The organism is Variovorax endophyticus, from assembly GCF_025376855.1.
In the GTDB taxonomy this organism is placed as follows: domain Bacteria; phylum Pseudomonadota; class Gammaproteobacteria; order Burkholderiales; family Burkholderiaceae_C; genus Variovorax.
In genome coordinates, this window is the sequence record NZ_JAHUTH010000025.1 from 58,350 (window position 1) to 83,913 (window position 25,564).

At 68.3% G+C, this 25,564-nt stretch carries 27 protein-coding genes; 19 read left to right on the plus strand and 8 right to left on the minus strand.

What is annotated here, in order from left to right:
- Positions 1–172 precede the first annotated feature (172 nt).
- The 6 genes from ugpB (at position 173) to KV106_RS28145 (ending at position 7,664) form a co-directional block, all read left to right on the plus strand.
- Positions 173–1,486: a sn-glycerol-3-phosphate ABC transporter substrate-binding protein UgpB gene (gene ugpB / locus KV106_RS28120; protein WP_057592064.1), complete on the plus strand. Its 1,314-nt coding sequence runs from the start codon at positions 173–175 to the stop codon at positions 1,484–1,486.
- Between the two features lie 128 nt (positions 1,487–1,614).
- Positions 1,615–2,496: a sn-glycerol-3-phosphate ABC transporter permease UgpA gene (gene ugpA, locus KV106_RS28125; RefSeq protein WP_057592065.1), complete on the plus strand. Its 882-nt coding sequence runs from the start codon at positions 1,615–1,617 to the stop codon at positions 2,494–2,496.
- A gap of 63 nt (positions 2,497–2,559) precedes the next feature.
- Complete coding sequence (gene ugpE, locus KV106_RS28130; protein WP_057592066.1) at positions 2,560–3,408, plus strand: sn-glycerol-3-phosphate ABC transporter permease UgpE; 849 nt, start codon at positions 2,560–2,562, stop codon at positions 3,406–3,408.
- 17 nt (positions 3,409–3,425) lie between these two features.
- Entirely contained in the window at positions 3,426–4,433 is a 1,008-nt protein-coding gene (gene ugpC / locus KV106_RS28135) for a sn-glycerol-3-phosphate ABC transporter ATP-binding protein UgpC (protein WP_261214003.1), read from the plus strand.
- A complete protein-coding gene (gene ugpQ / locus KV106_RS28140) occupies positions 4,430–5,170 on the plus strand; it encodes a glycerophosphodiester phosphodiesterase (protein WP_057592068.1) in 741 nt (246 codons plus the stop codon). The genes ugpC and ugpQ overlap by 4 nt, the downstream gene beginning before the upstream one ends.
- Positions 5,171–5,240: 70 nt before the next feature.
- Complete coding sequence (locus KV106_RS28145) at positions 5,241–7,664, plus strand: DUF3772 domain-containing protein (RefSeq protein ID WP_261214004.1); 2,424 nt, start codon at positions 5,241–5,243, stop codon at positions 7,662–7,664.
- An 18-nt stretch (positions 7,665–7,682) separates the two neighbouring features.
- Here KV106_RS28145 and KV106_RS28150 read toward each other — a convergent pair whose 3' ends face one another.
- Positions 7,683–8,153, minus strand: coding sequence for an Lrp/AsnC family transcriptional regulator (locus KV106_RS28150; RefSeq protein WP_057592070.1), 471 nt, complete (start codon positions 8,151–8,153; stop codon positions 7,683–7,685).
- Positions 8,154–8,359: 206 nt separating this feature from the next.
- Here KV106_RS28150 and KV106_RS28155 point away from each other — a divergent pair, with 206 nt between their 5' ends.
- From KV106_RS28155 to KV106_RS28170, 4 genes are all read left to right on the plus strand, one after another.
- Positions 8,360–9,334: an ABC transporter substrate-binding protein gene (locus tag KV106_RS28155; protein ID WP_409976567.1), complete on the plus strand. Its 975-nt coding sequence runs from the start codon at positions 8,360–8,362 to the stop codon at positions 9,332–9,334.
- Between the two features lie 76 nt (positions 9,335–9,410).
- Positions 9,411–10,307 carry an ABC transporter permease gene (locus KV106_RS28160; RefSeq protein WP_057592072.1) on the plus strand — a complete coding sequence of 299 codons (897 nt, stop codon included), beginning with the start codon at positions 9,411–9,413 and terminating at the stop codon, positions 10,305–10,307.
- A complete protein-coding gene (locus KV106_RS28165) occupies positions 10,307–11,101 on the plus strand; it encodes an ABC transporter ATP-binding protein (RefSeq protein ID WP_057592073.1) in 795 nt (264 codons plus the stop codon). The genes KV106_RS28160 and KV106_RS28165 overlap by 1 nt, the downstream gene beginning before the upstream one ends.
- The gene (locus tag KV106_RS28170; RefSeq protein WP_261214005.1) at positions 11,098–11,598 is read left to right on the plus strand and encodes a GNAT family N-acetyltransferase; all 501 of its coding nucleotides are present in this window, start codon (positions 11,098–11,100) and stop codon (positions 11,596–11,598) included. The genes KV106_RS28165 and KV106_RS28170 overlap by 4 nt, the downstream gene beginning before the upstream one ends.
- A 10-nt stretch (positions 11,599–11,608) precedes the next feature.
- On the opposite strand, the gene KV106_RS28175 is transcribed toward KV106_RS28170, so the two are convergent.
- Positions 11,609–11,887, minus strand: coding sequence for a hypothetical protein (locus KV106_RS28175; RefSeq protein WP_203202644.1), 279 nt, complete (start codon positions 11,885–11,887; stop codon positions 11,609–11,611).
- Positions 11,888–11,980: 93 nt separating this feature from the next.
- Between KV106_RS28175 and hemA the strand changes: the two genes are divergently transcribed.
- From hemA to paeA, 6 genes are all read left to right on the plus strand, one after another.
- Entirely contained in the window at positions 11,981–13,252 is a 1,272-nt protein-coding gene (gene hemA, locus KV106_RS28180) for a glutamyl-tRNA reductase (protein ID WP_261214006.1), read from the plus strand.
- A 96-nt stretch (positions 13,253–13,348) separates the two neighbouring features.
- On the plus strand, positions 13,349–14,437 hold the full coding sequence (gene prfA / locus KV106_RS28185; RefSeq protein ID WP_261214007.1) for a peptide chain release factor 1: 1,089 nt from the start codon (positions 13,349–13,351) through the stop codon (positions 14,435–14,437).
- Positions 14,434–15,285, plus strand: a complete 852-nt coding sequence (gene prmC / locus KV106_RS28190) for a peptide chain release factor N(5)-glutamine methyltransferase (protein WP_261214008.1) — start codon at positions 14,434–14,436, stop codon at positions 15,283–15,285. Before prfA ends, prmC begins: the two co-directional genes overlap by 4 nt.
- 29 nt (positions 15,286–15,314) lie before the next feature.
- Positions 15,315–15,641 (plus strand): Grx4 family monothiol glutaredoxin, encoded by a 327-nt coding sequence (grxD, locus tag KV106_RS28195; RefSeq protein ID WP_057592080.1) that lies wholly within the window; start codon positions 15,315–15,317, stop codon positions 15,639–15,641.
- 13 nt (positions 15,642–15,654) lie between these two features.
- Positions 15,655–16,167, plus strand: coding sequence for a cupin domain-containing protein (locus tag KV106_RS28200; protein WP_057592084.1), 513 nt, complete (start codon positions 15,655–15,657; stop codon positions 16,165–16,167).
- Between the two features lie 79 nt (positions 16,168–16,246).
- Positions 16,247–17,530: a polyamine export protein PaeA gene (paeA, locus tag KV106_RS28205; protein WP_057592085.1), complete on the plus strand. Its 1,284-nt coding sequence runs from the start codon at positions 16,247–16,249 to the stop codon at positions 17,528–17,530.
- A 15-nt stretch (positions 17,531–17,545) separates the two neighbouring features.
- Here paeA and KV106_RS28210 read toward each other — a convergent pair whose 3' ends face one another.
- Both KV106_RS28210 and KV106_RS28215 read right to left on the minus strand, forming a co-directional pair.
- Entirely contained in the window at positions 17,546–18,229 is a 684-nt protein-coding gene (locus KV106_RS28210) for a lytic transglycosylase domain-containing protein (protein ID WP_261214009.1), read from the minus strand.
- Complete coding sequence (locus tag KV106_RS28215; protein ID WP_261214010.1) at positions 18,226–19,971, minus strand: proline--tRNA ligase; 1,746 nt, start codon at positions 19,969–19,971, stop codon at positions 18,226–18,228. Before KV106_RS28215 ends, KV106_RS28210 begins: the two co-directional genes overlap by 4 nt.
- 137 nt (positions 19,972–20,108) lie before the next feature.
- On the opposite strand from KV106_RS28215, the gene KV106_RS28220 reads away from it, so the two are divergent.
- Both KV106_RS28220 and KV106_RS28225 read left to right on the plus strand, forming a co-directional pair.
- Positions 20,109–20,786: an RNA pyrophosphohydrolase gene (locus KV106_RS28220; protein WP_057592091.1), complete on the plus strand. Its 678-nt coding sequence runs from the start codon at positions 20,109–20,111 to the stop codon at positions 20,784–20,786.
- A gap of 91 nt (positions 20,787–20,877) precedes the next feature.
- Complete coding sequence (locus KV106_RS28225; RefSeq protein ID WP_261214011.1) at positions 20,878–21,327, plus strand: CNP1-like family protein; 450 nt, start codon at positions 20,878–20,880, stop codon at positions 21,325–21,327.
- Between the two features lie 70 nt (positions 21,328–21,397).
- On the opposite strand, the gene proB is transcribed toward KV106_RS28225, so the two are convergent.
- From proB to rplU, 4 genes are all read right to left on the minus strand, one after another.
- Positions 21,398–22,537 (minus strand): glutamate 5-kinase, encoded by a 1,140-nt coding sequence (gene proB, locus KV106_RS28230; RefSeq protein ID WP_261214012.1) that lies wholly within the window; start codon positions 22,535–22,537, stop codon positions 21,398–21,400.
- A 78-nt stretch (positions 22,538–22,615) separates the two neighbouring features.
- A complete protein-coding gene (gene cgtA / locus KV106_RS28235; protein WP_057592095.1) occupies positions 22,616–23,692 on the minus strand; it encodes an Obg family GTPase CgtA in 1,077 nt (358 codons plus the stop codon).
- Positions 23,693–23,763: 71 nt separating this feature from the next.
- A complete protein-coding gene (gene rpmA / locus KV106_RS28240) occupies positions 23,764–24,024 on the minus strand; it encodes a 50S ribosomal protein L27 (RefSeq protein ID WP_057592096.1) in 261 nt (86 codons plus the stop codon).
- Positions 24,025–24,036: 12 nt separating this feature from the next.
- Entirely contained in the window at positions 24,037–24,348 is a 312-nt protein-coding gene (gene rplU, locus KV106_RS28245) for a 50S ribosomal protein L21 (protein WP_057592097.1), read from the minus strand.
- A 184-nt stretch (positions 24,349–24,532) separates the two neighbouring features.
- Between rplU and KV106_RS28250 the strand changes: the two genes are divergently transcribed.
- On the plus strand, positions 24,533–25,525 hold the full coding sequence (locus KV106_RS28250) for a polyprenyl synthetase family protein (protein ID WP_057592098.1): 993 nt from the start codon (positions 24,533–24,535) through the stop codon (positions 25,523–25,525).
- The last annotated feature ends 39 nt before the right edge of the window (positions 25,526–25,564 follow it).

Here is a 25,564-nt window from a genome sequence, read left to right on the forward strand (position 1 = left end):
TGCTAGCATCGTGCAGCGCAGCAAGCAGGGGCCCGGCGCGCGAGCGCCCTGTCGTCCAAGGGGGTTTACCCGGGTTTCTCGACGTGTGCACTCCGTGCGACAAAGCCGCAGAACCGTCACGTATGTAACCTAACATCGCCGGTTTTACTTACTTTTCCCTACAGGAGTCTTAATGCGCTTCAAGACGCTCGCCATCGCCTCTACGCTGGCTGCCGCTCTGGCCGTGCCAGCCCTTGCCCAGGCCCAGACCGAGATCCAGTGGTGGCACTCGATGGACGGCGCCCTCAACGACTGGGTCAACGACCTCGCCAAGCAGTTCAACGAGAGCCAGAAGGACTACAAGGTCGTGCCCACCTACAAGGGCGAATACGACCAGTCGATGGCGGCCGGCATCGCGGCCTACCGCTCGGGCAACGCGCCCGACATCCTGCAGGTGTTCGAAGTGGGCACCGCCACCATGATGTATTCCAAGGGCGCGATCAAGCCCGTGGCGGACGTCATGAAGGAAGGCGGCCAGAAGTTCGACCCCAAGGCCTACATCCCCGCGGTGGCCGGCTACTACACCGCCCCCAACGGCCAGATGCTGTCGTTCCCGTTCAACAGTTCGACGACGGTGTTCTATTACAACAAGGACGCCTTCAAGAACGCCGGCCTCGACCCCGAGAAGGCCCCCGCCACCTGGCCCGAAGTGGTCTCGGCGGCCGCCAAGCTCAAGGCCAGCGGCAGCCAGTGCCCGTTCACCACCTCGTGGATGAGCTGGGCCCAGCTCGAGAGCTTCTCGGCCTGGCACAACACCTCGTACGCCTCGAAGAACAACGGCTTCGGCGGCCTCGACGCCCGCCTGGAATTCAACTCGCCGCTGCACGTGCGCCACTTCGAGAACCTGTCGAACATGTCCAAGCAGGGCCTGTTCGTCTACAAGGGCCGCGCCAGCAAGCCGATCACCTCGTTCACCTCGGGTGAATGCGCGATGTTCATCGGCTCGTCGGGCAGCTATGCCAGCGTGAAGCGCGACGCCAAGTTCAAGTTCGCCGAATCGGCGCTGCCCTACTACCCGGACGTGCAGGGCGCGCCGCAGAACACGATCGTCGGCGGCGCCAGCCTGTGGGTGATGTCGGGCAAGCCGGCCGCCAACTACAAGGGCGTGGCCGCGTTCTTCAGCTTCCTGTCGAGCCCCAAGGTGCAGTCGGAAAGCCACATGCGCACCGGCTACCTGCCGATCACCACGGCCGCCTACGAGCTGACCGAGAAGGCCGGCTTCTACAAGGAAAACCCGGGCACCGACGTCGCGGTGAACCAGATGATCAAGAAGACCACCGACAAGTCGCGTGGCGTGCGCCTGGGCAACCTGCCCCAGATCCGCGCCATCGAGGACGAGGAAACCGAGCTGATCTGGACCGGCAAGAAGACCCCGAAGGAAGCGCTGGACAGCGCCGTGAAGCGCGGAAACGAACTTTTGGTGAAATTCCAGGCCGCAAACAAGTAAGCTCCGCACCCGGATCGGCGCGAACGAATGTTCGTTTCGGTTCGTTTGACCCGCAACAAGCCAGGCTGACCCGTGCAGTCCTGGCTGTTTGCTTATTTAGTGTGTCCGTGACCTGAACGCCCTGCCCCATGGAAAAACGCGTCATCTTTCGTTCGAACTGGCTGCCCTGGGCATTGCTGGCGCCGCAGCTGATCGTCGTCGGCGTCTTCTTCTTCTGGCCCGCCGGCCAGGCGCTGGTGCAGTCGCTGCAGCAGCAGGACGCCTTCGGCAACTCGATCACCTGGGTGGGGCTGGACAACTTCGAGGCGCTGTGGAACGACAGCACCTACATGGCCTCGTTCCACACGACCATCGTCTTCTCGGTGCTGGTGACGGTCCTGGGCCTGAGCATCGCCCTGGTGCTGGCGGTGTTCGCCGACCGCGTGGTGCGCGGCACGCGCTTCTATCGCAGCGTGCTGATCCTGCCGTACGCGGTCGCCCCCGTCGTGACCGGCCTGCTGTGGTCGTTCATGTTTTCCTCCTCGATCGGCATCGTGGCCTACTGGCTCAAGAAGATCGGGTTCAACTGGAACCACCTGCTCAACGGCGACCACGCCATGGCGCTGGTCGTGATGGCCTCGGTCTGGAAGCAGATCTCCTACAACTTCCTGTTCTTCCTCGCGGGCCTGCAGTCGATCCCGAAGTCGCTGATCGAGGCCGCCGCCATGGACGGCGCGCGCCCGATGCGCCGCTTCTGGACCATCCAGTTCCCGCTGCTGACGCCCACCACCTTCTTCCTGCTGGTGATCAACATGGTGTACGCCTTCTTCGACACCTTCGCGATCATCGACGCCACCACCCAGGGCGGCCCCGGCAAGGACACCGCCACGCTGGTCTACCGCGTGTACTTCGACGGCTTCCGCGGCATGGACTTCGGCGGCGCCGCGGCCCAGTCGGTGGTGCTGATGGTGATCGTCATCGCGCTGACGGTGGTGCAGTTCCGCTACGTCGAGAAGAAGGTCCAGTACTGATGACCGCCCCCATGCATCCCCTCTTCCCCGCGCGCCGCGCGGCCAACGCCACGGAGGCCCGCCATGGTTGAGCGCCGCCCCTCCCTGGGCATCCTCGCGCACGTGATCATGATCATCGGAGTGCTGCTGGTGATGTTCCCGATCTACCTGGCCTTCATCGCCTCGACCCACACGCCGCAGGAGATCATGCAGGCGCCGATGCCGATCCTGCCCGGCAGCAACTTCTGGGAAACCTACAAGGCGGCGCTGACCGGCGGCGGGCGCACCAGCGCCAACGTGTCGGTGGCGCGGATGATCTGGGTGAGCACGGTCATCACGCTCGTCATCACCTTCGGCAAGATCAGCATCTCGCTGCTGTCGGCCTTCGCGGTGGTGTATTTCCGCTTCCCGCTGCGCGGCCTGTGCTTCTGGCTGATCTTCATCACGCTGATGCTGCCGGTCGAGGTGCGCATCGGCCCGACCTACCAGGTCGTGGCCAGCCTCGGCATGATCAACAGCTTCGCCGGCCTCTCGATACCGTTGATCGCGTCGGCGACCGCCACCTTCCTGTTCCGGCAGTTCTTCCTGACGGTGCCCGACGAGCTGGTCGAGGCCGCGCGCGTCGACGGCGCCGGGCCGATGCGCTTCTTCAAGGACATCCTGCTGCCGCTGTCGAAGACCAGCATCGCGGCGCTGTTCGTGATCCAGTTCATCTACGGCTGGAACCAGTACCTGTGGCCGCTGATCGCCGCCACCAGCGAGGACATGTACCCGATCGTCGTCGGCATCAAGGCCATGATCGGCAACGGCGAGTCGCCGGTGGACTGGAACGTGGTGATGGCCACGGCCGTGCTGGCCATGCTGCCGCCCGCGGTGGTCGTGGTGCTGATGCAGAAGTGGTTCGTCAAGGGCCTGGTCGATACCGACAAATAAAACGCTGAACTGAAAACATGGCTGCCATTTCCCTACGCAACGTCATCAAGCGCTACGGCCACGGGCCCAAGGCCAACCAGGTCATCCACGGCGTGAGCGCCGAGATCGCCGACCACGAGTTCGTCGTCATCGTCGGCCCGTCGGGCTGCGGCAAGTCCACGCTGCTGCGCATGGTGGCCGGCCTGGAGGAGATCTCCGCCGGCGAGATCGCCATCGGCAACAAGGTGGTGAACCAGCTCGAGCCCTCCGAGCGCGACATCGCGATGGTGTTCCAGAACTACGCGCTCTATCCGCACATGACGGTGTTCGCGAACATGGCCTACGGCCTGAAGATCGCGAAGGTGCCGACGGCCGAGATCAAGGTCCGCGTGGACAAGGCCGCGAAGATCCTCGAACTGGGCCACCTGCTCGAGCGCAAGCCGCGCGAGCTCTCGGGCGGCCAGCGCCAGCGCGTGGCCATGGGCCGCGCCATCGTGCGCCAGCCGCAGGTGTTCCTGTTCGACGAGCCGCTGTCGAACCTCGACGCCAAGCTGCGCGCGCAGACCCGCCTCGAGATCCAGAAGCTGCACCGCGAGCTCGGCATCACCTCGCTGTTCGTCACCCACGACCAGGTCGAGGCCATGACGCTGGCGCAGCGCATCATCGTGATGAACGGCGGCGTGATGGACCAGTTCGCGACGCCCGAGGAGGTCTATTCGCGCCCCGCCACCACCTTCGTCGCGAGCTTCATCGGCTCGCCGCCGATGAACCTGCTGCGCCACGCGCCGGGCGTGCGTCCGGGCCAGATCCTGGGCATCCGCCCGGAGCACATGGCACTCGACGAGAACGGCTGGTCGGTGCAGGTGGAGCAGGTCGAGCTGCTGGGCGCCGAGCGCCTGGTCTACGGCCGCATCGGCGACGAGCAGATCATCATGCGCACCGACGAGGCCGACCGGCCGCCGATGGCGGGCGACACGGTGAAGATCGCCGCGCGCGAGGACAAGCTTCATTGGTTCGACGCCGGTTCGGGCAAGCGCACCGAATGAGCACGCCCTGGCCCTATCCACGCTGGATCGCCCACCGCGGCGCCGGCAAGCTCGCGCCCGAGAACACGCTCGCGGCCTTCCGCTTCGGCGCCGCGCACGGCTATCGCATGTTCGAATGCGATGCCAAGCTCAGCGCCGACGGCGTGGTGTTCCTGATGCACGACGCCACGCTGCAACGCACCACCAGCGGCCGAGGCATCGGCGGCCGGAAGCCCTGGAGCGAACTGGCTCAGCTCGACGCGGGCGGCTGGCATTCGCGCGCCTTCGCGGGCGAGCCGCTGCCCACGCTCGAGAACCTCGCGCGCTTCTGCCTGGCCAACGGCCACCTGCTGAACATCGAGATCAAGCCCACGCCGGGCACCGAGCGCGAAACCGGCGAGGCGGTGGCGCGGCAGGCCGCGGCGCTGTGGCGCGATGCGGCCGTCCCGCCGCTGCTGACCTCGTTCCAGGTCGATGCGCTGAAGGGCGCGGCGACCGCCGCGCCCGAACTGCCGCGCGGCCTGCTGCTCGACACGCTCTGGAACGGCTGGCTCGAGACCGCGCGCGAACTCGGCTGCGTGGCCATCGTCTGCAACCATGCGCTGTGGGACGCCGCCGTGGTGGCGCAGGTGCACGGCGCCGGCCTGCGCGCGCTGAGCTACACGGTCAACGACGACTGGGCCGCGCAGCGCCTGATCGACCTGGGCACCGACGGCATCATCACCGACCGCGTCGACCTGTTCAGCCCCGCGCGCTGAACGCGGCGCCGTCACATGCTGTGACGCGCCGCGAAGCCGGGCCTTCAGGTGCGGCTTCTATGATGCGTCCATGAGCTGGACCTCCCGTCTCGCGGCCTTCCTGATGGCCGCCCTGCTGCTGTGCGGCACCGCCTTCGCGCAGCAGGACCCCGACCTCGCGGCCGCGCCGCCCGCGCCCACCGTGGCCGAGCTGCGCGCGCTGCTCGCGAAGATCGACCAGTCCACCGGCTCGGAAGACGACGCGCGCAGCCGCCTCACGCAGATCAACGCGATCGGCGCGCAGGCCGACAAGTTCGTGGCGGCGCGCACCGGCGAGCTCAATGACCTCAACGCACGCCTGGGCGAGCTCGGCAATCCGCCCGCGGCCGGCGCCAGCGAAGACCCCGACATCACGCGCCAGCGCGCGCGCCTGACCAAGGAACGCAACGCGCTCGACGCCGACATCCGGCTCGCCAAGCTGCTGGCGATCGACGTACGCCAGCGCGGCACCGACCTGCTGACGCAGCGCCGCGCGGTGTTCGAGGCGCAGCTCACCGAGCGCGCTCCCTCGCCGCTGACCGGCGAGTTCTGGAGCGACCTGCAGGAGGCCTGGCCCGACGACATCGACCGGCTGCAGGCCATGGCCGCGGGCGTGCAGGCGGGCCTCGCCACCGCCTTCGGCGGCGAGGGCCGCACGCTGGTGATCGCAGCGCTGGTCGGCGCGCTGCTGCTGGCCTTCGCGGGCGTCTGGGCCGCCGAGCACGGCCTGACCCGGCTCGCGGTGAAGCTGCTGCCCGCCGGGCGGCTGCGGCGCTCGCTGCTGGTGATCGCCATCGTCGCGGCGCACGTGCTGCTGGTGGCGCTGGCGGCGCACGGCTTCGTCTACGTGCTCGAGCAGCACGCGGGCTGGGCGCCGCAGGCGCGCAAGGCGATGCTGTCGCTGGCGCAGGCGCTGGTGTTCATGGCCTTCGTGATCGGCCTGGGCCGCGCGCTGCTGGCCACCGGCCGGCCGTCGTGGCGGCTGCCGCCGATTCCCGACACCATGGCCGCGCGGCTCGCGGCCCTGCCCTGGCTGGTGGCGCTGGTGGCGGCCCTGGCCTGGGCGCCGGCCGAGATCAACGCGCTGGTCGACGCCAGCCTCTCGGCGGTGGTCGCCACGCACGTGCTGACCGCGCTGCTGCTGACCGCGCTGGTCGGCGCGGTGCTCTACCGGCTCAAGGCGCTGCGCGCCGGCGCGCCCGACGAGGGCCTGCCCGAGCGGCCGATGTGGGTCGGCATCCTGGTGGCGCTGATCGCCATCCTGATGATCGTGATCTGGGTACTGGTGGCCGTGGGCTACGTGGCGCTCGCGAGCTTCCTGGCCTCGCAGCTCACCTGGAGCGGCATCGTCGCCACCGCCTTCTACGTGCTGTTCAAGTTCGCCGACGACGTGTTCATGGCCACCGTGTCGTCGCGCAGCGGCTTCGGCCAGCGGCTGCAGAAGAGCTTCGGCCTGGCGCCGCAAACGCTCGACCAGATCGCCACCGTGCTGTCGGGCCTGAGCCGGGTGGCGCTGTTCTTCTACATGCTGATCGCGCTGGCCGCGCCGCTGGGCACCAGCCCCGGCGAGGTGTTCCAGCGCAGCGGCAAGTTCGGCACCGGCGTGAAGATCGGCGAGTTCCAGCTCGTGCCGGGCGCAATCCTCAGCGCGGTGGCGGTGCTGGCCGTGGGCTTCGTGATGCTGCGCATCTTCAAGCGCTGGCTGGCCGCGAGCTACCTGCCGACCACCAAGTTCGAGCCCGGCATGCAGAGCTCGATCAGCACCCTGCTGGGCTACGTGGGCGGCATCCTGGTGATCGCGTTCTCGCTCTCGGCCCTGGGCATCGGCGTCGAGCGCATCGCCTGGGTGGCGAGCGCGCTGTCGGTGGGCATCGGCTTCGGCCTGCAGGCGATCGTGCAGAACTTCATCTCGGGCCTGATCCTGCTGGCCGAGCAGCCCGTGAAGGTGGGCGACTGGGTGGTGCTCGGCACGGCCGAGGGCGACGTGCGGCGCATCAACGTGCGCGCCACCGAGATCCAGCTCGGCGACCGCTCCACGCTGATCGTGCCGAACTCGGAATTCATCACCAAGACCGTGCGCAACATGACCTTGGCCAACGCCGAGGGCCGGGTGCTGATCCGCCTGCCGATGCCGCTGACCACCGACGCGCAGAAGGTGCGCGACCTGATCCTCGAGGCCTGCAAGGCGCACGAGGGCGTGCTCGAGACGCCGGCGCCCTCGCTCACGCTCGAGGGCATCGAGAACGGGCTGCTGATCTTCCAGGCGATCGCCTACGTGGCGAGTCCGCGGCTGGCCGGCGGCGTGCGCAGCGACCTGCTGTTCACCATCCTCGACGCGCTGCGCCAGGCCGACCTGCCGATGGCGACGCCGACGCTGGTGATGGCGGCCGCGCCGGCGGCCCCCTCGGCGCTCTCGACCGCGCCCTCGCCGGTGCCCTCCTCGCCGGCCTCGCCGCTGCCGGGCGTGCAGGGCTGAGGGCCGGCCGCGCCCGGCTCAACCCAGCGGCAGGGTGGTCGTGCACTTCACCTCGTTGAGGCACACGCTCGAGCGCACCGCCGACACGCCCGGCATGTGCATCAGCGTGTCCATCAGGAACTGCGACAGCGAGTGCAGGTCGCGCGCGACCACCTTGATGACGTAGTCGAAGTCGCCGGTGACCGAATAGCACTCGAGGATCTGCGGCAGGTCGGCCACCAGGTCCTGGAACTTCGGCAGCTCGCCGATGTGGCCGCGCGCCATGGTCACGTGGATGAAGGCGATCACGCCGAGCCCCACCTGGCGCGCGTCGAGCCGGGCCGCGTAGCCGCTGATGAAGCCCATCTCCTCGAGCCGCCGGTGCCGCCGCAGGCACTGGGCCGGCGAAAGATTGGCCACTTCGGAGAGCTCGAGGTTCGATGCACGGCCATGCGCTTGCAGATGCTCCAGGATCTTCCTGTCGATGCGGTCGAGCGTGATCTCGTGCAATTTCGTCTCCTTCAAATGCAGATGGCCGCAATCATATTTCTCAAAGCGGGGTAAGCACTGGCGCGGGATGCACCTTAATTGTGCAAACCACGCTCTAGACTCCAGGCTCGTGGAAGTGCATGCCGCATTTCCGTGCCATCGATTCCCTGCCCCGGTGCAAGCCGTGGCGTCGGACCCGCCCCCTTCCCTCTTTCCGGAGATCCCACGTGAAATTCGCCCTGCTTCGCACCCCTGTCGCCGCCGCCCTGGCCCTCGGCATGCTCGCCGCCGCGCCCGCCTTCGCGGCCGACAAGTCGGTGGCCGTGACCGCCATCGTCGAGCACCCGGCGCTCGACGCCGTGCGCGACGGCGTCAAGGCCGAGCTGAAAGCGGCCGGCTACGAAGAGGGCAAGAACCTCAAGTTCACCTACCAGAGCGCACAGGGCAACGTGGGCACCGCGGCCCAGATCGCGCGCAAGTACGTGGGCGACCAGCCCGACGTGATCGTCGCGATCGCCACCCCCTCGGCCCAGGCCACGCTGGCCGCCACCAAGACCATCCCGGTCGTCTACTCGGCCGTGACCGACCCGGTGGCCGCCAAGCTGGTGAAGAGCTGGGACGCCAGCGGCACCAACGTGACCGGCGTGTCGGACCTGTCGCCGCTGGACAAGCACATCGCCCTCATCAAGCAGGTGGTGCCCACCGCCAAGCGCATCGGCGTGATCTACAGCCCCGGCGAAGCCAACTCGGTGGCGATCGTGGCTGACCTCAAGAAGGCCGCCGCGGCCGCCGGCATGACGGTGGTGGAAGCCGCCGCCGCGCGCACCGTGGACGTGCCGACCGCCGCCCAGAGCCTGGTCGGCAAGGCCGACGCGATCTACACGCCGACCGACAACAACGTGGTGTCGGCCTTCGAGGGCATCGTGAAGGTGGCGCAGCAGGCCAAGCTGCCGGTGGTGGCGGCCGACACCGCCACCGTCGAGCGCGGCGCGGTCGCGGCGCTGGGCCTGAACTACACCGACATCGGCCGCCAGACCGGCAAGATCGTGGTGCGCATCCTCAAGGGCGAGAAGCCCGGCGCGATCGCCTCGCAGACCAGCACCAACTTCGAGCTGGTGGTGAACCCGGGCGCGGCCAAGCTGCAGGGCGTGACCCTGTCGGACGAGCTGCTGAAGACCGCCAAGGTCGTGAACACCAAGTAAGCCCCGGCCTCATCGCCAGCGACGGGTCGTCCTGCGGGCGGCCCGTCTTTTCGTTCTTGCCGGGAGCTTCCTCCTCATGTCCCTCATCGCCTCGCTGGGCGCCATCGAGATCGGCCTGATATTCGGGCTGGTCGCGCTGGGCGTCTTCATGTCCTTCCGCATCATCAACTTTCCCGACCTCACGGTGGACGGCAGCTTCCCGCTCGGCGCCGCCGTGGCCGCCACGCTGATCGTGGCCGGCTGGAACCCGGTGGCCGCCACCGCGGTGGCCTGCGTCGCGGGCGCCGTCTCGGGCTGGGTCACGGCCTGGCTCAACGTGAAGCTCAAGATCATGCAGCTGCTCGCGAGCATCCTGGTGATGATCGCGCTCTACTCGATCAACCTGCGCGTGATGGGCAAGCCCAACGTGGCGCTGATCACCGAGCCCACCGTGTTCAGCATGGCCAGCTTCGGCGGCATGCCCGAGCAGTGGGCCAAGCCGCTGTTGCTGCTCTTGATCGTGATCGCCGCGAAGATCGTGGTCGACCTGTTCTTCGCCTCCGAGGCCGGCCTGGCGATGCGCGCCACCGGCGGCAATGCGCGCATGGCGCGCGCCCAGGGCATTTCGACCGACTTCCACACCATGGCGGGCCTGGCGCTGTCGAACGCGCTGGTGGCGCTGGCCGGCGCGCTGTTCGCGCAGAGCCAGGGCACGGCCGACATCTCGATGGGCGTGGGCACGATCGTGATCGGCCTGGCGGCGGTGATCATCGGCGAGACGCTGATGCCCGCGCGCAGCATGGTGATCACCACGCTGGCCTGCATCCTGGGGGCGCTGCTCTATCGCTTCTTCATCGCGATGGCGCTGAACACCGACTTCATGGGCCTGCAGGCGCAGGACCTGAACCTGGTGACCGCCGTGCTGGTGGCCTTCGCGCTGCTGGTGCCTGCCTACAAGCGCAAGCTCGGCGGGCTTTTCAAGGGGAAGAACTGATGCTGCGCGCCGAACAACTCGAGATGACCTTCAACCCGGGCACGCCGATCGAGAACCGCGTGCTGCGCGGGCTCGGCCTGGAGATTCCCACCGGCCAGTTCGTCACCGTGATCGGCTCGAACGGTGCCGGCAAGTCGACCTTCCTCAATGCGGTGAGCGGCGACCTGATCGTCGACAAGGGCCGCATCGAGATCGACGGCAAGGACGTGACGCGGCTCAACGCCTGGCAGCGTTCGGGCATGGTGGCGCGCGTGTTCCAGGACCCGATGGCCGGCACCTGCGAGGCGCTGACCATCGAGGAGAACATGGCGCTGGCCTGGAAGCGTGGCGAGCGCCGCGGCCTGGGCCTGTCGCTCAATCGCGGCCTGCGCGAACTGTTCCGCGAGAAGCTGTCGATCCTCAAGCTCGGGCTGGAGAACCGGCTGGCCGACCGCATCGGCCTGCTGTCGGGCGGCCAGCGGCAGGCCGTGAGCCTGCTGATGGCTTCGCTCAAGCCCTCGCGCATCCTGCTGCTCGACGAGCACACGGCCGCGCTCGACCCGAAGACCGCGGCCTTCGTGCTCGAGCTCACGGCGCGCATCGTCGAGGAGAGCAAGCTCACCGCGATGATGGTCACGCACAGCATGCGCCAGGCGCTGGACTACGGCTCGCGCACGGTGATGCTGCACGAGGGCCAGGTGATCCTCGACGTGGCGGGCCCCGAGCGCTCGGGCCTGGACGTGCCCGACCTGCTGCGCATGTTCGAGCAGACGCGCGGCGAGAAGCTCGACGACGACAAGCTGCTCTTGGCATGACCGTCGTGCGCGCGATGCGGCCCGAGGACCTGCAGGCGGTGCTGGCGATCCAGCTCGCCTGCTACGGCGCGGGCTTCGTGGAGGACGGGGCGCTGATCGTGCGCCGGCTCGCCGCGGCGCCGCGCACCGGCTGGGTGGTCGAGCACGCGGGACGGGTGGCCGCCTACCTCGCGGCCTATCCCTCGCGCGTGGGCAAGCTCACGGCCCTGCACGGCGATTTCGAGGTGCTGCCCGAGACACAGGCCGACGCGCTCTACCTGCACGATCTCGCGGTCGATCCGGCGGCCTCGGGCCATGGCCTGGGACCGGCGCTGGTGCGGCATGCGCTGGCCTTCGCCGACGCGGCGGGCTGGCGGCGCTCGGCGCTGGTGTCGGTGCAGTCCTCGCTGGGCTTCTGGGAACGGCACGGCTACGCGGTGCATGCGCTGGCCGACGCGGCGCAGCAGGCGCGCCTGGCGAGCTATCCCGCGCCGGCGCACTACATGGTGCGGACCTGAAGGCCGCCGCTCAGCGCCGCCAGCCGCGCTGCAGCAGCCACTGCACGGTGCCGCAGACCACCACCAGCGCGGCATAGCTCGCGATGCGGCCGTCGTGGCCCGTGACCACCAGCCCGGCCAACAGCACCAGCACGCCGGCTATCGTATTGATAGCGAATTGCGCCCATATGGCGGGCGTTCCGGGCTTCCGCGGCATCAGGAAGCGGCCGCACAGCGCGAGCACCCCCGCCACGAAGACAGCCGGCAGCGCGAAGTTGAGGAGGTGGTTGAGCAGGGCGAGCGCGGACATTCGGGAAGGGGCGGAAGCGTCATCCGCCAGCCGCTATGGAGGTCATAGACAGCACGGTGCCGGGACGGGCTCCGCAAATTTTATAATCGTGACATGTCTGTCTGGGCTCTTGGCTTGAACCACACGACCGCGCCGCTCGATCTGCGCGGTCGTTTCGCGTTTGCCCTCGACCAGATCGCCCCCACGCTACAGAGCCTGCGCAGCTCGTTCTCGACCGGCCGCCACCCGCAGGTCGAGGCCGCCATCATCTCGACCTGCAACCGCACCGAGATCTACTGCGCCGCCGACCATGCCGCGATCGACCACACGGTCGGCTGGCTGGCCCAGAGCGGCGGCGTGGCCCCCGCGCTGCTGCGCTCGCATGCCTACACCCTGCACGACGGCGACGTCGCGCGCCATGCCTTCCGCGTGGCCAGCGGCCTCGATTCGATGGTGCTCGGCGAAGCCCAGATCCTCGGCCAGATGAAGGACGCGGTGCGCGCCGCCGAAACCGCCGGCGCGCTGGGCAGCACGCTCAACCAACTCTTCCAGCGCTCGTTCGCGGTCGCCAAGGAAGTGCGCACCGCCACCGAGATCGGCGCGCACTCGATCAGCATGGCGGCCGCCGCCGTGCGCCTGGCCGGCCAGCTGTTCGAGGACCTGCGCCAGACGCGCGTGCTGTTCGTCGGCGCCGGCGAGATGATCGACCTCGCGGCCACGCACTTCGCGGCCAAGGAGCCGAAGTCCATCGCCATCGCCAACCGCACGCTCGAGCGCGGCGAGAAGCTGGCCTCGCGCTTCGGCGGCGAGGCGATGCGGCTGGCCGACCTGCCGGCACGGCTGGCCGAGTTCGACATCGTCGTGAGCTGCACCGCGAGCACGCTGCCGATCATCGGCCTGGGCGCCGTGGAACGCGCGCTCAAGTCGCGCAAGCACCGCCCGATGTTCATGGTCGACCTGGCCGTGCCGCGCGACATCGAGCCCGAGGTGAAGGCACTCGAGGACATCTACCTCTACACCGTGGACGACCTCGCGCAGGTCGTGCAGCAGGGCCAGGCCAACCGCCAGGCCGCGGTGGCGCAGGCCGAGGTCATCATCGACGCCGGCGTGCAGAGCTTCATGCACTGGCTGGGCCAGCGCGGCACGGTGCCGCTGATCCAGCAGCTCAACGCGCAGACCGACGAATGGCGCGCCGCCGAACTGGCGCGCGCGCGCAAGCTGCTGGCCAAGGGCGAATCGGTCGACGCCGTGCTCGAAGCCCTGTCGCGCGGGCTCACGCAGAAGATGCTGCACGGCGCGCTGGCCGAGCTGCACGCGGGCGATGCCGCCTCGCGCGAGCAGACGGCGCAGACCATCTCGCGCCTGTTCCTGCGCAAAGAGCGTTAGCGGCGCTCGTCCGCGAGCCCGGCACGGCGTGCCACGGGCTCCATGCGCCTTGCCGCCATGCCGCGGCACTTCCCCTCTTTTTCGAATCTCTCCGCCGTGAAGCCCTTTCTCCGCCACCAACTCGAACGCTATGCCGCCCGCCTCGGCGAACTCGACTTCCTGCTCTCGCGCGAGGACATCATGGGCGACATGGCGCAGTACCGCACCATCTCGCGCGAGCATGCCGAGGTGACGCAGGTGGCCGGCCGCTATGCGCGCTACGTGCAGCGCGAGGCCGACATCGCGGGCGCGAAGGAAATGCTCGACGACCCCGACATGGCCGAGATGGCCGCGCAGGAAATCGCCGAGGCCGAGGCCGAGCTCGCGCAGCTGGAAGACGAGCTGCAGCGCCTGCTGCTGCCCAAGGACCCCGACGACGCGCGCAACGCCTTCCTCGAAATCCGCGCCGGTACCGGCGGCGACGAGTCGGCGCTGTTCGCGGGCGACCTGCTGCGCATGTACACGCGCTACTGCGAGCGCGCCGGCTGGCGCTGCGAGATCGTGAGCGAGAACGAAAGCGAGCTCGGCGGCTACAAGGAAGTGGTGGTGCGCATCTCGGGCGACGAGGTGTTCGGCAACCTGCGCTTCGAATCGGGCGGCCACCGCGTGCAGCGCGTGCCGGCCACCGAGACGCAGGGCCGCATCCACACCAGCGCCTGCACGGTGGCGGTGCTGGCCGAGCCCGACGAGGCGCAGGCGGTGCAGATCAATCCGGCCGACCTGCGCATCGACACCTACCGCGCCAGCGGCGCCGGCGGCCAGCACATCAACAAGACCGATTCGGCGGTGCGCATCACGCACATCCCGACCGGCATCGTGGCCGAGTGCCAGGACGACCGCAGCCAGCACCGCAACAAGGCCAAGGCGCTGCAGGTGCTGTCGGCGCGGATCCAGGAGAAGGAGCGCAGCGAGCGCGCCGCCAAGGACGCCGCGCTGCGCAAGGGCCTGATCGGCAGCGGCGACCGCTCCGACCGCATCCGCACCTACAACTTCCCCCAGGGCCGGCTCACCGACCACCGGATCAACCTCACGCTCTACAAGCTGCTCGCGATCATGGAGGGCGACCTCGGCGACGTGCTGGCGGCGCTGCGCGCGGCGCGCGAGGCGGAGCAACTGGCCGAGCTCGAATCGAGCCTGCCCTCATGAGCACCAAGCCGCTCGCGCCCTCGACCGTGGCCCAGGCGCTGGCCGCGGCCGCGCGGCTGGGCGTCGACCGGCTCGACGCCCAGTTGCTGCTGCTGCATGCGCTGGGCCGGCCGCCGCACGACCGCGCCTGGCTGCTCGCGCACGACACCGACACGCTGCCCGAGCCGCTGTGGACCGCGCTGTCGGCGCAACTGCTGCGCCGCCTCGCGGGCGAGCCGGTGGCCTACCTGCTGGGCGAGAAGGAATTCCACGGCCTCGCGCTGCGCGTCGACCCGCGCGTGCTGGTGCCGCGGCCCGACACCGAGACGCTGGTCGACTGGGCGCTCGAGTGCCTCGAAGGCCAGGCCGCGCCGCGCGTGCTCGACCTGGGCACCGGCAGCGGCGCGATCGCGCTGGCGCTGCAGCACGCGCGGCCCGATGCACGGGTCGATGCCGTGGACGCCAGCGCCGACGCGCTCGCGGTGGCCCGCGCCAATGCCGAGCGCCTGAAGCTGCCGGTGCACTTCGCCCAGGCCGACTGGCTGGCAGGCGCGGACCAGGGTTACGCGCTGATCGCCAGCAACCCGCCCTACATCGCCGCCGGCGACCCGCACCTGCCGGCGCTGCAGCACGAGCCCGTCTCGGCGCTGGTGGCCGGCGCCGACGGGCTCGACGACATCCGCCGCATCGTTGCCGACGCGCCCGCGCACCTGGCCGAAGGTGGCTGGCTGCTGCTGGAGCACGGCCACGACCAGGCCCCCGCCGTGCGCCAGCTGCTGGCCGCCCAGGGCTTCGCCGAGGTGCAAAGCCGCGAGGACCTGGCAGGCATCGCGCGCTGCTCGGGCGGAATCCGGCGCACGGTGAAATAATCCCTCCAGCCTACTTTTCAGGAGCCCCCATGTCCGACGCCCAGCAACGCATCGACGACCTCGTCAAATCCAACGATCTCGTGCTCTTCATGAAGGGCAACGCCAGCTTCCCCATGTGCGGCTTCTCGGGCCGCGCGATCCAGATCCTCAAGGCCGTGGGCGTCGACACCCGTTCGCTCAAGACCGTCAACGTCCTCGAGGACGACGGCATCCGCCAGGGCATCAAGGACTACAGCAACTGGCCCACCATCCCGCAGCTCTACGTCAAGGGCGAATTCGTCGGCGGCTCGGACATCATGATGGAGATGTACGAGTCGGGCGAACTGCAGAAGGTGCTGGCCGGCGACGCTGCCTGATCCGGGCCCGGCGATGAGCCACGGCCACGATCACGACCACGGACATCCGCACGACGAGGCTGCGGCCCCGGCGTGGAAGCACGACGGCGTGCGGGTGATCGCGGCCAACCAGCTCGACGTCAACACCGCCCAGACGCCCGGCATGAACCGGGCCGCGGCGATCAATTTCGCGCGCGTTGGCGCGCAGAAGCTCTGGGCCGGCACGGTCACCATCCATGCCGACGCCAAGACCGGCGCCCACCACCACGGCCACCTCGAATCGGTGATCTACGTCGTGCGCGGCCGCGCACGCATGCGCTGGGGCGAGCAGCTCGAGTTCACAGCCGAGGCCGGGCCGGGCGACTTCATCTACGTGCCGCCCTACGTGCCGCACCAGGAAATCAACGCCAGCCCGACCGAGACGCTCGAGTGCGTGCTGTGCCGCAGCGACGGCGAGGCCGTCGCGGTGAACCTCGACATCGAACCGGTCGAGAAGCCCGAGTCGGTGCTGTGGGTCGACCCGACCCATCCGCACGGCGGGGTCTGAGCGCCCTTTCTCCCGCGGGTCGCGCCCGTGGCGGGCGCCCCCTGCGCCATGGCACCATCGGGGTCTGCTGGTGAACACCATGACCCTGACCCAAAGCCTGCTCGTCATCGCGCTGCTGATCGCGATGAGCGCCTTCTTCTCCCTCGCCGAGATCGCGCTGGCCGCCTCGCGCCGGCTGCGCCTGCGCCAGATGGCCGACGACGGCGACGCGCGCGCCGACCTCGTGCTGCGCATCCAGGAGCAGCCGGGCTACTACTTCACCGTGGTGCAGATCGGCCTCAACGCGGTCGCGATCCTCGGCGGCGTGGTCGGCGAAGGCGCGCTGAGCCCCTACTTCGCGCGCCTGTTCACGGGCTGGCTCGGCCCCGAGGGCGCGCAGAGCGCGGGCTTCCTGTGCTCCTTCGTGACCATCATCGCGGTGTTCCTGGTGTTCGCCGACCTGTTCCCCAAGCGGCTGGGCATGAACGACCCCGAGCGCCTGGCGGTGCGCATCGCCAAGCCGATGCAGCTGCTGATCACCACCTTCAAGCCGCTGGTGTGGCTGTTCACCGCCTGCACCGACCTGCTGTTCAAGCTGCTGGGCATGCCGATGGCGCGCGACGACAAGATCACGTCGGCCGACATCCTCGCGATGACCGAGGCCGGCGCGCGGGCCGGGGTGCTCGCCGTGCGCGAGCAGCAGGTGATCGCCAACGTGTTCGAGCTCGAGACGCGGCTCGTGAGCAGCGTGATGACCGCGCGCGACAGCATCGCCTGGTTCCTGCACGACGACCCCGAATCGGTGCTGCGCGCGCGCATCGTGGCCGAGCCCTTCTCGGCCTACCCGGTGTGCGACGGCGACATCGACCACGTGCTGGGCTACGTCGACGCCAAGGACATGTTCCAGCGCGTGCTCAGCGGCCAGCCGCTGGCCTTCGACCAGGGGCTGCCGCTGCACAAGGCGCTGGTGATTCCAGACCGGCTGTCGCTGACCGAGGTGCTCGAGCAGTTCCAGCAGGCCCATGAAGACTTCGCGATCATCGTCAACGAGTACAGCCTGGTGGTGGGCGTGATCACGCTCAACGACGTGATGAGCACGGTGATGGGCGACCTGGTGTCCACGCCCGACGAGGAGCAGATCGTGCGCCGCGACGAGAACTCCTGGCTGATCGACGGCATCACGCCGATCCAGGACGTGCAGCGCGCGCTGCACATCGACGAGCTGCCGCATGCCGACGAGTACGAGACGCTCGCGGGCTTCCTGATGGTGATGCTGCGCCGCGTTCCCAAGCGCACCGACAGCGTGAGCTGGGGGGGCTATACCTTCGAGGTGATGGACGTCGACAGCTACCGCATCGACCAGGTGATGGTCACCAAGACCTGACGGCCCGCACCCGGGTCAGGCCGCGGAACGGGCCTTGTCCTGTTCCTTGCGCTCGATCTCGCGCTCGCGATCGGCCCAGGCCCACAGCCGCTGGTTCGAGAACACCGCGTTCGGGTACGGCGCCTTGCCGCGGCTGCCGTTGTAGCGGCCCAGCGTCATGAACAGGTCGCCGCTCTCGCGGTCGAGGTAGTGGCGCAGGATCACGCAGCCGAAGCGCAGGTTGGTCTGCATGTGGAACAGCTTGGCCGGGTCGCTGTCGCCGATCACGCGGGTCCAGAACGGCATGACCTGCATGTAGCCGCGCGCGCCCGCGCTCGACACCGCGAACTTGCGGAAGTTGCTCTCGACCTGGATCAGCCCGAGCACCAGGCTCACGTCGAGCCCCGAGCGCCTGGCCTCGTACCAGACCGTCTGCAGGAATTCGATGCGCGAGGGTGCGTCGGCGATCTTCTTCTTGAGCCGTTCGCTCATCTCGCCGAGCCAGCGCAGGTAGGCGAGGCGCGCCTCGGTGTTCGCGAACTGCGGCACCGGCGGTGCCTTGTTGTGGATGGCCGAGCTCAGCGCCGTGCGCACCGAGTCGATCAGCGGCTCCTCGATCTGCGCGCCGGCCAGTGCGGGGCGCGGCAGCGACAGCGCCGCGAGGGCGCCCGCCGCGGCCCCGATGCAATGGCGCCGCGAGAAGCCGCCCGCAAGGCTCATGCCGCGAGCTTGCCCGCGATGAAGTCCGCGATGCCGGCGGCCGGCACCTTGGTCGCGGCAGTGTCGCGGCGATGCTGGTATTCGAGCTGGCCTTCCTTGAGGCCGCGGTCGGAGATCACCACGCGGTGCGGCACGCCGATCAGCTCCCAGTCGGCGAACATCGCGCCCGGGCGCTCGCCGCGGTCGTCGAGCAGCACGTCGACGCCCTTGGCGAGCAGCTCCTCGTAGAGCGCCTCGGCCGCGGCCTTGACCTCGGCGCTGCGGTCCATGCCGATCGGGCACACCACCACGGTGAACGGCGCGATCGCATCAGGCCAGATGATCCCGCGCTCGTCGTGGTTCTGCTCGATGGCGGCCGCCGGCAGGCGCGTGATGCCGATGCCGTAGCAGCCCATCTCGAGGAACTGCGGCTTGCCGGCCTCGTCGAGGAAGGTGGCGTTCATCGACTTGCTGTACTTGGTGCCCAGCACGAAGACGTGGCCCACCTCGATGCCGCGCTCGATCGCCAGCACGCCCTTGCCGTCGGGCGAGGCATCGCCCGCGACCACGTTGCGCAGGTCGGCCACCAGCTCGGGCTCGGGCAGGTCGCGGCCCCAGTTGACGCCGGTCATGTGGAAGTCGATCTCGTTGGCGCCCGTGATCCAGTCGGCCATCAGCGCGACTTCGCGGTCGGCCACCAGCTTCACCGGCTTCTTGAGGTTCAGCGGGCCGAGGTAGCCCGGCTTGCAGCCGAAGTGCGCATCGATCTCGGCCAGGGTCGCGAAGCGGAAGCCCTTGTCGAGGCCGGGCAGCTTGCTGACCTTGATCTCGTTCATCTCGTGGTCGCCGCGCAGCAGCAGCAGCCAGACCTGCGAGCCCGTGATGTTGCCGGCCTCGTCGACGATGTCGGTGGCCAGCACCAGCGACTTCACGGTGGTGGCGAGCGGCACGCCGAGCAGCACGGCGACGTCCTCGCAGGTGCTCTTGCCGGGCGTGGGCGTCTTTTCGAGCGCGTTGGCGGCGGCGGGACGCGGGCCGGCCGGGGCCAGCGCCTCGGCCTTCTCCATGTTGGCCGCGTAGTCGCTGTCGGGGCAGTAGACGATCGCGTCCTCGCCGGTGGCGGCGATGACCTGGAATTCCTCGCTGAGATCGCCGCCGATGGCGCCGCTGTCGGCCGCCACGGCGCGGTAGCGCAGGCCGAAGCGGTCGAAGATGTTGCGATAGGCCTGCGCCATCGCCTGGTAGCTGGCCTTGGCCGCGTCGAGGTCGCGGTCGAAGCTGTAGGCGTCCTTCATGATGAATTCGCGCCCGCGCATCAGGCCGAAGCGCGGACGGCGCTCGTCGCGGAACTTGGTCTGGATCTGGTAGAAGTTCTTCGGCAGCTGCTTGTAGCTGCGAATCTCCTGGCGCGCGATGTCGGTCACCACCTCTTCGCTGGTGGGCTGCACCACGAAGTCGCGGTCATGGCGGTCCTTGATGCGCAGCAGCTCGGGGCCCATCTTGTCGAAGCGGCCCGACTCCTCCCAGAGTTCGGCGGGCTGCACCACCGGCATCGTCATCTCGACCGCGCCGGCGCGGTTCATCTCCTCGCGCACGATCGCCTCGACCTTGCGGATCACGCGCAGGCCCATGGGCATGTACGTGTAGATGCCGGTGCCGACCTTCTTGATCATGCCCGCGCGCATCATGAGACGGTGGCTCGCCACCTCGGCATCGGCCGGCGCTTCCTTGAGGGTGGAGACGAAGAAACGGGATGCTTTCATCGGAAATGCGGTGCTGGTTCGGAGTGAAACGAGACGGACGACGGTCTCCGTAGAGACCCTGAGAGCCCGGAACCGGTCGCTTGCCGAGTGCAACCCGGCATGCATAATCGACTCAGTTCAAAAATTGGGGTTTGATTATGCTCGACCGGGACGGCTTCAGGCCCAACGTCGGCATCATCCTGCTCAACCAGAAAAACCAGGTTTTTTGGGGCAAACGCATCCGCACGCATTCCTGGCAGTTTCCGCAAGGCGGCATCGACCGCGGCGAAAGTCCCGAGCAAGCCATGTTCCGGGAATTGCACGAGGAAGTGGGTCTCCATCCGGAGCACGTGCGTATCGTGGCCCGTACCCGCGACTGGTTGCGCTACGAGGTGCCGGATCGGTTCATCCGACGAGACGCACGAGGTCACTACAAGGGCCAGAAACAAATCTGGTATCTGCTGCAACTGGTCGGCCACGACTGGGATCTCAACCTGCGTGCCACGGACCATCCCGAATTCGACGCCTGGCGCTGGCACGACTACTGGGTGCCGCTCGACGTGGTCGTCGAATTCAAACGGGGCGTCTACGAAATGGCGCTCACCGAGCTTGCTCGCTACCTGCCACGGCAGGATTTCCGCAACCGCTTCCTGCGCAGCAACGTGCGCGCCCGAGAGTTCGAGCGCCATCCTTCCGCGGGCGGCCACGACGCCAACTTCGAACTGCCTCCGGGCGCGAGCTTCGACCCGGATCCCAATGTCAAACCTGCGACCGACTCTTCCGACGCACCCGTCTTCCCGTCCGCATCCGCTGCGCAGCCTCCCACGCCGCGCTAGCCCGGCGCTCGTTCTCGCGAGCGCCCTGCTGCTGGCGGCCTGCGGCTCGGGCCAGCACAACACCGACAACCCCGACTGGGCGCAAGGCGGCATGCCGCCACCGCCCAAGACCACGGTGTCGGATGGCGAATGGCAGGAATCGGCGGCACCGCCACCGCCGGCCTTCGACCAGAACCGCCTGGTGCCGATCGAGATGCCGCCCTACATGACGCTGAAGTTCGGCATCGACCCGCAGACCATCACGATCACGCCCGACGGCATCGTGCGCTACGTGGTGGTGGCAAGCAGCAAGTCCGGCGGCACGGTCAACGCCTTCTACGACGGCGTGCGCTGCAAGACCGGCGAGATGAAGAGCTATGCGCGCTACAGCGGCAATGCCTGGGAGCTGGCCAAGGCGCCCGAGTGGAAGCGCATCACCGACCTCAACTCGCGCTACACCTGGGCCATCGCGACCCAGGGCCTGTGCCGCGACAGCGCACCGCGCTCGACGGCCAGCGAGATCGTCCAGTACATCCGCAATCCGGTGCGCGAAGTGCAGTGAGCGGCACGCCGGCACGATGAAAAAAGGCCCCGATCGGGGCCTTTTTCTTTGGCGCGGGTCGAGGCGAGCCTCAGACCGGCATCAGCACCATGTTGTCCCGGTGCACCATTTCCGGCTCGGCCGCGTAGCCCAGCAGCCGCTCGAACTCGGCCGAGGGCTTGCGGCACAGCAGCCGCGCCTCGACGCTCGAGTAGTTGGCGAGGCCACGCGCCAGCTCGATGCCCTCGGCGTCGCGCACCGCGATCACGTCGCCGCGCGAGAACTCGCCCGACACGCCCGTCATGCCGATCGGCAGCAGGCTCTTGCCCTCGGCGCGCACCTTGGCGGCCGCGCCGGCATCGACGATCACGGCGCCACGCAGTTGCAGATGGTCGGCCATCCAGCGCTTGCGCGCCTGGTGCTTCGCGGTCTGCGCCACCAGCAGCGTGCCGATCGCCTCGCCTTGCGCGAGGCGCAGCAATGCGTCGGTCTCGCGGCCCCAGGCGATCACGGTGGAAGCGCCCGAGCCGGCCGCGCGCTTGGCCGCGAGGATCTTGGTGATCATCCCGCCCTTGCCGATGCTCGAGCCCGCACCGCCGGCCATGGCCTCGAGCGCCGGGTCGCCCGCGGCGGCCTCGTGGATGAACTTCGCTTCGGGGTCCTTGCGCGGATCGGCCGAATAGAGACCGCGCTGGTCGGTGAGGATCACCAGCGCATCGGCCTCCACGAGGTTCGCGACCAGCGCGCCGAGCGTGTCGTTGTCGCCGAACTTGATCTCGTCGTTGACCACTGTGTCGTTCTCGTTGATGACCGGCACCACGCCGAGCCGCAGCAACGTCACCAGGGTCGAACGGGCATTGAGGTAGCGCTCGCGGTCGGCCAGGTCGGCATGCGTGAGCAGCACCTGCGCGCTGCCGATGCGGTTCTCGCGCAGCTTGGTCTCGTACATCTGGGCCAGGCCCATCTGGCCGACGGCCGCGGCGGCCTGGAGTTCGTGCACCTCGTGCGGCCGGGTCTTCCAGCCGAGGCGCTTCATGCCTTCGGCGATGGCGCCGCTCGACACCATCACCACCTCGCGCCCGTCGCGCACCAGCGCGGCCAGCTGCCGGCACCACTCGCCGATGGCGCCCTCGTCGAGGCCGCGGCCCTCGTTCGTCACGAGGCTCGAGCCCACCTTGACGACGATGCGGCGGGCGTCCCGCAGGGCTGTGGATCCGGTATTCGAGGTCATGGAAGGCTGTAGCTGGCGTGAAGACTGACGATTATGCTATTTATTCAATAGCAATGCAGAAGCCGGGCCGAGGCCCGCTCAAGGCTTTTCGGGCGGCAGTTCGACGAAGCGCGGATCGATCTCGGCCGGCGGCTGCTCGGCCACCTGCTGCGCCTTCACCTGCTGGTAGATCGCATGCACGAGCGGCTCGCAACCCTCGCGGGTCAGCGCGGAGATCTCGAACACCGGGCCCTTGAAGCGCAGGCGCTTGACGAAGTCCTTCACGCGCGCGGCGCGCTCGTCCTCGGGGATCATGTCCAGCTTGTTGAGCACCAGCCAGCGCGGCTTCTCGTAGAGCTGCGCGTCGTACTTCTTGAGTTCACCGACGATCGCCTTGGCCTGCGCGACCGGGTCGATGCCCTCGTCGAAGGGCGCGAGGTCGACCACGTGCAGCAGCAAGCGGGTGCGCTGCAGGTGGCGCAGGAACAGGTGGCCGAGGCCGGCGCCCTCGGAGGCGCCTTCGATCAGACCGGGCAGGTCGGCCACCACGAAGCTCTGCTCGGGGCCGACGCGCACGACGCCGAGGTTGGGATGCAGCGTGGTGAACGGGTAGTCGGCGATGCGCGGGCGCGCGTTCGAGATCGCGCTGATCAAGGTCGACTTGCCGGCGTTCGGCATGCCCAGCAGGCCCACGTCGGCCAGCACCTTGAGCTCGAGCTTGAGGCTCTTGCGCTCGCCGGGCCAGCCGGGCGTCTTCTGCCGGGGCGCGCGATTGATGGCGCTCTTGAAGCGCAGGTTGCCGAAGCCGCCGTCGCCACCCTTGGCGATGGTGATGACCTCGCCCGGCGTCAGCAGCTCGTAGAGCACCTCGCCGGTCTCGGCGTCGCTGATGATCGTGCCGACCGGCATCTTCAGCGTGATGTCGTCGCCCGCGGCGCCGAACATGTCGGAGCCCATGCCGTGCTCGCCGCGCCTGGCTTCGTGCCGGCGCGAGTAGCGGAAATCCACCAGCGTGTTGAGGTTCGAGTCGGCCACGGCGAACACATGGCCGCCGCGCCCGCCATCGCCACCGTTGGGGCCGCCGAATTCCTTGTACTTCTCATGGCGGAACGACACGCAGCCGTTGCCGCCATCGCCGGCGGCGATGTCGATGAAGGCTTCGTCGACGAACTTCATGGGATGTCCAGTTTACAAATGAAGAAGCCCCGGCAAAGCGGGGCTTCGAGACAGTCGAAGTGGCTGGAGGCTCAGGCCGCCGGCGTCACATTGACCATGTGCTTGTTGAGCGCACCCTTGAAGCCGAACGACACGTGGCCGTCGACGAGGGCGAACAGCGTGTGGTCCTTGCCCACGCCGACGTTCACGCCGGGGTGGAACTGGGTACCGCGCTGGCGCACGATGATCGAGCCGGCGCTGATCAGTTGGCCGCCGAAGGCCTTCACGCCGAGCATCTTGGGCTTGGAATCGCGCCCGTTTCGCGTGGAGCCGCCGCCTTTTTTCTGTGCCATGGAGTCTGCTCCTTAACCGGCGATCGCGCCGATTTGCAGCTCGGTGAACTGCTGGCGATGGCCTTGACGTTTCTGATAGTGCTTGCGACGGCGCATCTTGAAGATGCGAACCTTGTCGTGCTTGCCGTGCGACAGTACCGTGACCGTCACCGTTGCACCGGACACCAGGGGCGTGCCAACCTTGATTTCAGCGCCGTTTCCGACGGCCAGAACCTGGTCGATCACGATTTCCTGGCCAACGTCCGCAGCAATCTGTTCTACTTTGATTTTCTCGCCGGAAGCAACGCGATACTGCTTGCCACCGGTTTTTATGACCGCGTACATGTGAACCTCTTGAGGATGGAGTCTCCGCGGCGAATTCCGCAGAGCCCAAGACTATAGCACGGTTTGCGTACGCTCACATGCCCAAGCAGTCGGTCCAGGCCGGCCGCCTCCTCCCGCTCCCTATAATCGGCGCCTTCCGGCGTACGCGCCATCCCTGTATTCAGCAGCGCCCAGCGCCCACGCTTTGTCAGTTCCCGCCGCCGACACCTCCCCCACCGCCGCAGTCCTCGGCCTGATCGCCGGTGACATGGTCGAAGTCGACCGCGTGATCTCCAACCGCCTCGACACCGGGGTACCGCTGGTCAGCCAGGTCTCCAAATACATCATCTCCGCCGGAGGCAAGCGCCTGCGGCCGGCCCTGCTGCTGCTGATGGCCGGCGCGCTCGGCTACACCGGCGAACAGCGCTTCAATCTCGCGGCCGTGGTGGAGTTCATCCACACCGCCACGCTGCTGCACGACGACGTGGTCGACGAATCCACGCTGCGCCGCGGCCGCCCGACCGCCAACGAATCCTTCGGCAATCCCGCCAGCGTACTGGTCGGCGACTTCCTTTATTCGCGCGCCTTCCAGATGATGTTGGATGCCAACAACATGCGCGTGATGCAGATCCTGGCCGAAGCGACCAACGTGATCGCCGAAGGCGAGGTGCTGCAGCTGATGAACATGCACGACGCCTCGCTCGACGAGTCGGCCTACCTGCGCGTCATCCGCTCCAAGACCGCCAAGCTGTTCGAGGCCAGCACGCGCCTGGCCGCCGTGCTGGCGGGCGTGACGCCCGAGGTCGAGGAAGCCTGCGCCACCTACGGGCAGGCGCTGGGCACGGCCTTCCAGGTGATCGACGACGTGCTCGACTACGCGGGCGATGCCAGCGAGACCGGCAAGAATCTCGGCGACGACCTGCGCGAAGGCAAGACCACGCTGCCGCTGATCTTCGCGATGCAGCGCGGCAGCGCGGCGCAGAGCGCGCTGGTGCGTGCCGCCATCGAGGCGGGCGACACCGCCCAGCTGGGCAAGATCGTCGAGATCGTGCGCGAAACGGGCGCCCTCGATGCGTCGCGCGCGGCGGCTGCGGCGGAGGCTCAGCGTGCTATTTCTGCACTCGACGGCTTCGCGGCCAATTCGCACGCTTCAGGTTTGCTACAATTAGCGGCTCAGCTGCTTGAGCGGCGTGCCTGACACCTCTTACGAGTTGGCCAAGGACGACTGACTTTTCGC

Coding starts and splice junctions, on each gene's coding strand:
- ugpB (WP_057592064.1), top strand. CDS start 173: ATGCGCTTCAAGACGCTCGCCATCGCCTCTACGCTGGCTGCCGCTCTG.
- ugpA (WP_057592065.1), top strand. CDS start 1,615: ATGGAAAAACGCGTCATCTTTCGTTCGAACTGGCTGCCCTGGGCATTG.
- ugpE (WP_057592066.1), top strand. CDS start 2,560: ATGGTTGAGCGCCGCCCCTCCCTGGGCATCCTCGCGCACGTGATCATG.
- ugpC (WP_261214003.1), top strand. CDS start 3,426: ATGGCTGCCATTTCCCTACGCAACGTCATCAAGCGCTACGGCCACGGG.
- ugpQ (WP_057592068.1), top strand. CDS start 4,430: ATGAGCACGCCCTGGCCCTATCCACGCTGGATCGCCCACCGCGGCGCC.
- KV106_RS28145 (WP_261214004.1), top strand. CDS start 5,241: ATGAGCTGGACCTCCCGTCTCGCGGCCTTCCTGATGGCCGCCCTGCTG.
- KV106_RS28160 (WP_057592072.1), top strand. CDS start 9,411: ATGTCCCTCATCGCCTCGCTGGGCGCCATCGAGATCGGCCTGATATTC.
- KV106_RS28165 (WP_057592073.1), top strand. CDS start 10,307: ATGCTGCGCGCCGAACAACTCGAGATGACCTTCAACCCGGGCACGCCG.
- KV106_RS28170 (WP_261214005.1), top strand. CDS start 11,098: ATGACCGTCGTGCGCGCGATGCGGCCCGAGGACCTGCAGGCGGTGCTG.
- KV106_RS28175 (WP_203202644.1), bottom strand. CDS start 11,887: ATGTCCGCGCTCGCCCTGCTCAACCACCTCCTCAACTTCGCGCTGCCG.
- hemA (WP_261214006.1), top strand. CDS start 11,981: ATGTCTGTCTGGGCTCTTGGCTTGAACCACACGACCGCGCCGCTCGAT.
- prmC (WP_261214008.1), top strand. CDS start 14,434: ATGAGCACCAAGCCGCTCGCGCCCTCGACCGTGGCCCAGGCGCTGGCC.
- grxD (WP_057592080.1), top strand. CDS start 15,315: ATGTCCGACGCCCAGCAACGCATCGACGACCTCGTCAAATCCAACGAT.
- KV106_RS28200 (WP_057592084.1), top strand. CDS start 15,655: ATGAGCCACGGCCACGATCACGACCACGGACATCCGCACGACGAGGCT.
- paeA (WP_057592085.1), top strand. CDS start 16,247: ATGACCCTGACCCAAAGCCTGCTCGTCATCGCGCTGCTGATCGCGATG.
- KV106_RS28210 (WP_261214009.1), bottom strand. CDS start 18,229: ATGAGCCTTGCGGGCGGCTTCTCGCGGCGCCATTGCATCGGGGCCGCG.
- KV106_RS28215 (WP_261214010.1), bottom strand. CDS start 19,971: ATGAAAGCATCCCGTTTCTTCGTCTCCACCCTCAAGGAAGCGCCGGCC.
- KV106_RS28220 (WP_057592091.1), top strand. CDS start 20,109: ATGCTCGACCGGGACGGCTTCAGGCCCAACGTCGGCATCATCCTGCTC.
- KV106_RS28225 (WP_261214011.1), top strand. CDS start 20,878: ATGCCGCCACCGCCCAAGACCACGGTGTCGGATGGCGAATGGCAGGAA.
- proB (WP_261214012.1), bottom strand. CDS start 22,537: ATGACCTCGAATACCGGATCCACAGCCCTGCGGGACGCCCGCCGCATC.
- cgtA (WP_057592095.1), bottom strand. CDS start 23,692: ATGAAGTTCGTCGACGAAGCCTTCATCGACATCGCCGCCGGCGATGGC.
- rpmA (WP_057592096.1), bottom strand. CDS start 24,024: ATGGCACAGAAAAAAGGCGGCGGCTCCACGCGAAACGGGCGCGATTCC.
- rplU (WP_057592097.1), bottom strand. CDS start 24,348: ATGTACGCGGTCATAAAAACCGGTGGCAAGCAGTATCGCGTTGCTTCC.